At 47.3% G+C, this 5,393-nt stretch carries 2 tRNA genes and 3 rRNA genes; all 5 read left to right on the top strand.

Features of this window, described 5'->3' with window-relative positions:
• The first annotated feature begins 191 nt into the window (after window positions 1–191).
• The 5 genes from JCM15907_RS09655 (at window position 192) to rrf (ending at window position 5,345) form a co-directional block, all read left to right on the top strand.
• Window positions 192–1,724, top strand: a 16S ribosomal RNA gene (locus JCM15907_RS09655).
• 159 nt (window positions 1,725–1,883) lie between these two features.
• Window positions 1,884–1,957 (top strand) — tRNA-Ile (locus JCM15907_RS09650).
• A gap of 17 nt (window positions 1,958–1,974) precedes the next feature.
• A tRNA-Ala gene (locus JCM15907_RS09645) sits at window positions 1,975–2,048 on the top strand.
• A gap of 192 nt (window positions 2,049–2,240) precedes the next feature.
• Window positions 2,241–5,132: ribosomal RNA gene (locus tag JCM15907_RS09640) — 23S ribosomal RNA — on the top strand.
• A gap of 103 nt (window positions 5,133–5,235) precedes the next feature.
• Window positions 5,236–5,345, top strand: a 5S ribosomal RNA gene (rrf, locus tag JCM15907_RS09635).
• Together the 16S, 23S and 5S rRNA genes with 2 tRNA genes alongside form the textbook arrangement of a ribosomal RNA operon.
• Window positions 5,346–5,393: the final 48 nt, after the last annotated feature.

Below are 5,393 nucleotides of genomic sequence, written 5' to 3'. Positions count from 1 at the left end.
ATAAGAGATCTTTGAGATACTTGATATAAAGAACAAAAGTGTAGTGCACAATACTATAAAGTATTGGACGAACAAGGTAGAACAAAAGGAAGAAGCCCCTTACTATATTAAGTTAAGGACTTATTCAATTCTTTGTCGTACTACTCAATAAAACATTTTGAGCTAATAAAGGAAAATAACAACTTAAAATAACAATGGAGAGTTTGATCCTGGCTCAGGATGAACGCTAGCGATAGGCTTAACACATGCAAGTCGAGGGGCAGCATAATTTTAGCTTGCTAAGATTGATGGCGACCGGCGCACGGGTGCGTAACGCGTATGCAACCTGCCTGTAATTAGGGGATAGCTCGGTGAAAGTCGAATTAATACCCTATATTCTATATTTTTCGCATGATTGATATAGGAAAGATTTATTGATTACAGATGGGCATGCGTTCCATTAGCTTGTTGGTAAGGTAACGGCTTACCAAGGCAACGATGGATAGGGGGACTGAGAGGTTGACCCCCCACACTGGTACTGAGACACGGACCAGACTCCTACGGGAGGCAGCAGTGAGGAATATTGGTCAATGGGCGCAAGCCTGAACCAGCCAAGTCGCGTGAAGGACGACGGTCCTATGGATTGTAAACTTCTTTTGTAGAGGAATAATGATGGCCACGAGTGGCTGAAGGGAATGTACTCTACGAATAAGTATCGGCTAACTCCGTGCCAGCAGCCGCGGTAATACGGAGGATACGAGCGTTATCCGGATTTATTGGGTTTAAAGGGTGCGTAGGTGGCGAATTAAGTCAGTGGTGAAAAGCTGCAGCTCAACTGTAGTCTTGCCGTTGAAACTGGTTTGCTTGAGAGGAGACGAGGTATGCGGAATGTGTGGTGTAGCGGTGAAATGCATAGATATCACACAGAACGCCGATTGCGAAGGCAGCGTACCAGGCTCTGTCTGACACTGAAGCACGAAAGCGTGGGTATCAAACAGGATTAGATACCCTGGTAGTCCACGCTGTAAACGATGAATACTAGATTTTTGCGATATACAGTAAGAGTCTAAGCGAAAGCGATAAGTATTCCACCTGGGGAGTACGCCGGCAACGGTGAAACTCAAAGGAATTGACGGGGGCCCGCACAAGCGGAGGAACATGTGGTTTAATTCGATGATACGCGAGGAACCTTACCTGGGATTGAAATTTAGGAGAACGATTTATGAAAGTAGATTTTCCCTTCGGGGCTCCTAAGTAGGTGCTGCATGGTTGTCGTCAGCTCGTGCCGTGAGGTGTCGGCTTAAGTGCCATAACGAGCGCAACCCGCGTCGATAGTTACTAACAGGTAATGCTGAGGACTCTATCGAGACAGCCGTCGTAAGACGAGAGGAAGGGGCGGATGACGTCAAATCAGCACGGCCCTTACATCCAGGGCGACACACGTGTTACAATGGCAAGGACAAAGGGAAGCCACATAGCGATATGGAGCAGATCCTCAAACCTTGTCCCAGTTCGGATCGGAGTCTGCAACTCGACTCCGTGAAGCTGGATTCGCTAGTAATCGCGCATCAGCCATGGCGCGGTGAATACGTTCCCGGGCCTTGTACACACCGCCCGTCAAGCCATGGGAGTCGGGGGTACCTGAAGAGTGTAACCGTAAGGAGCGCTTAAGGGTAATACCGGTGACTGGGGCTAAGTCGTAACAAGGTAGCCGTACCGGAAGGTGTGGCTGGAACACCTCCTTTCTGGAGCATCAAATTGTTTTGTGGTACGTATTTACTATGTTTGTTTTATCCCATTTTGGGGTATGCACACACTGCTGTTTCTTTTATTAGGTATATACGGGAATAAACGGTGCGGAGCGATCTGCGAGTTGAAAAGCATATGCCGTACTGTTGCATTACAGTCCTATAGCTCAGTTGGTTAGAGCGCTACACTGATAATGTAGAGGTCGGCAGTTCAACTCTGCCTGGGACTACGATGAAATTAGTTTAAGGGGGATTAGCTCAGCTGGCTAGAGCACCTGCTTTGCAAGCAGGGGGTCATCGGTTCGAATCCGATATTCTCCACGATGGTTAGATGAAAAGGTCTAATCGAGCGATCTTTGACATATTTAGTAACACAAGAAGATAACAACAAGAGTAGAGCCGTTACTTTGTACTTTTATGTGCGAAGTAACGAAACGATAAAAAAAAGTAATCTGCAAAAGCAAATTAATTACTCAACAAAGATAGTTTCGATTTCGATTGGAACTTTTTAGGCGAAAAATAAGTAAGGGCAGACGGTGGATGCCTAGGCTCTCGGAAGCGAAGAAGGACGTGATAAGCTGCGATAAGCTGCGGGTATTGGCACATACAAATTGATCCGCAGATTTCCGAATGGGGCAACCCGTTAGGTAGGAGACCTAACACTATGTAAATACATAGGGCATACGTGGGGAACTGAAACATCTAAGTACCCATAGGAGAAGAAAACAAAAGTGATTCCCTTAGTAGTGGCGAGCGAACGGGGATTAGCCCAAACCGTAGATGTTTCGGCATTTGCGGGGTAATAGGATCTTTCAACAAAGATATATTTCGGTTTAGTAGAAGTAGTTGGAAAGCTACACCATAGAGTGTGATAGTCACGTAGACGAAAAGCTAAATTATATCGAGAGAGACACCTGAGTAACCCGGGACACGTGTAATCCTGGGCGAATTAGCGGGGCCCATCCCGTAAGGCTAAATATACCCGAGAGACCGATAGTGGACAAGTACCGTGAGGGAAAGGTGAAAAGAACCTCGAACAGAGGAGTGCAATAGATCCTGAACCCGTCTGCTTACAAGCGGTAGGAGCACCTTTAAGGTGTGACTGCGTGCCTTTTGCATAATGAACCTACGAGTTACCTTTTCTGGCAAGGCTAAGTAACGATAGTTATGTACCCGTAGCGAAAGCGAGTCTGAATAGGGCGTATAGTCAGAGGAGGTAGACGCGAAACCAAGTGATCTACCCTTGGCCAGGTTGAAGGTTAGGTAACACTAACTGGAGGACCGAACTGGTAAGCGTTGAAAAGCTTTCGGATGAGCTGAGGGTAGGGGTGAAAGGCTAATCAAACTTGGAGATAGCTCGTACTCCCCGAAATGCATTTAGGTGCAGCCTTAGGAGTTTCTTGTAAGAGGTAGAGCGACTGATTGGATGCGAGGCTTTCACCGGCTATCAAGTCCAGACAAACTCCGAATGCTTACAATTTATATCCTAGGAGTGAGGGCATGGGTGCTAAGGTCCATGTCCGAGAGGAGAAGAATCCGGACCATCGGCTAAGGTCCCTAAATCACTGCTAAGTTGGACAAACGCGGTCAAGATGCGAAGACAGCTAGGATGTTGGCTTGGAAGCAGCCATTCATTTAAAGAGTGCGTAACAGCTCACTAGTCGAGGATTTTGGCATGGATAATAATCGGGCATAAGCAGTGTACCGAAGCTGTGGGATGTTTAATACATCGGTAGGGGAGCATTCTTATTGGGGCAGAAGGTATCAGGACGACTGATGCTGGACCTATAAGAAAAGCAAATGTAGGTATAAGTAACGATAAAGGGGGTTAGAAACCCCCTCGCCGAAAGACCAAGGTTTCCTGATCAACGCTAAACGGATCAGGGTCAGTCGGGACCTAAGCAGTAGCCGAATGGCGTATGCGATGGATGAACTGGTTAATATTCCAGTACTAATAATATGAGTGATGTGGCGACGGAGAAGTGACAATGCTGCCAACTGACGGAATAGTTGGTTAAAGGGTGTAGGAGTTGATTGGCGTAGGCAAATCCGCGCTGAGATCTGAACCTGAAAGTACGAAGCGTGCTTGCACAATTCGATATGCATGTAATCAGGCTCCCAAGAAAAACCGCTAAACATATTGTATTATTACCCGTACCGTAAACCGACACAGGTGGTTGGGTTGAGTATACTAAGGCGCTCGAGTGATTCGCGGTTAAGGAACTAGGCAAAATAGTCCTGTAACTTCGGGATAAAGGACGCCTCTATAGAGATATAGAGGCCGCAGTGAAAAGGCCCTGGCGACTGTTTAACAAAAACACATGGCTATGCAAAATAGAAATATCACGTATATAGCCTGACACCTGCCCGGTGCTGGAAGGTTAAGAGGAGAGGTCATCAGCAATGAGAAGCTTTGAATTGAAGCCCCAGTAAACGGCGGCCGTAACTATAACGGTCCTAAGGTAGCGAAATTCCTTGTCGGGCAAGTTCCGACCTGCACGAATGGTGTAACGATCTGGCACTGTCTCAACCGCGAGCTCGGTGAAATTGTAGTATCGGTGAAGATGCCGATTACCCGCAACGGGACGAAAAGACCCCGTGAACCTTTACTATAGCTTTACATTGTAGCCGGGTATTAGATGTGTAGGATAGGCCGGAGACTGAGAATTGGTGACGCCAGTCATCAAGGAGTCGCTGTTGAAATACGGCCCTTTTACTATTTGGCTACTAACGCGCTAAGTGCGGACAGTGTATGGTGGGTAGTTTGACTGGGGTGGTCGCCTCCAAAAGCGTAACGGAGGCTTCTAAAGGTACCCTCAGGCCGATTGGTAACCGGTCGTAGAGTGTAATGGCATAAGGGTGCTTGACTGGGAGACAAACAAGTCGCACAGGTAGGAAACTAGAGCATAGTGATCCGGTGGTTCCGTATGGAAGGGCCATCGCTCAAAGGATAAAAGGTACTCCGGGGATAACAGGCTGATCGCTCCCAAGAGCTCATATCGACGGAGCGGTTTGGCACCTCGATGTCGGCTCGTCACATCCTGGGGCTGGAGAAGGTCCCAAGGGTTGGGCTGTTCGCCCATTAAAGTGGCACGCGAGCTGGGTTCAGAACGTCGTGAGACAGTTCGGTCTCTATCTGTTGTGGGCGCAGGATATTTGCGAGGCTCTGACACTAGTACGAGAGGACCGTGTTGGACTGACCTCTGGTCTATCGGTTGTACCGCCCGGTGCACTGCCGAGTAGCTATGTCGGGATTGGATAAGTGCTGAAAGCATCTAAGCACGAAGCCAGCCTCAAGATTAGATATCCATATAGGGAGGTTGTAGACGACGACCTAGATAGGCTACAGGTGTATAGGTGGTAACATCACAGCTGAGTAGTACTAATTTCCCAAAATTTTTCGCGACTTTGTAGAGTAATTGAAATCTTTTGAAGCAGTAGGCTTTGTTTTTGGCTTTGATGCTTGTTAGTTTTATTGTGTGTATATACTGAATATGTCAATTCTTATTTAGGTGGTTATAGCGTTGGGGTTCCACCTCTTCCCATTCCGAACAGAGAAGTTAAGCCAACTACGCCGATGGTACTGCGTAACAGTGGGAGAGTAGGTAGCTGCCTTTTTTTGAGAGAGAGTCCTTTGGATGTTATTCCGAGGGACTCTTCTTTTTG

Source organism: Porphyromonas gingivicanis JCM 15907 (assembly GCF_000614585.1).
Classification (GTDB): domain Bacteria; phylum Bacteroidota; class Bacteroidia; order Bacteroidales; family Porphyromonadaceae; genus Porphyromonas; species Porphyromonas gingivicanis.
Note: the sequence above shows the minus strand (reverse complement) of the source record. Positions and strands in the feature narration are given on the sequence as shown.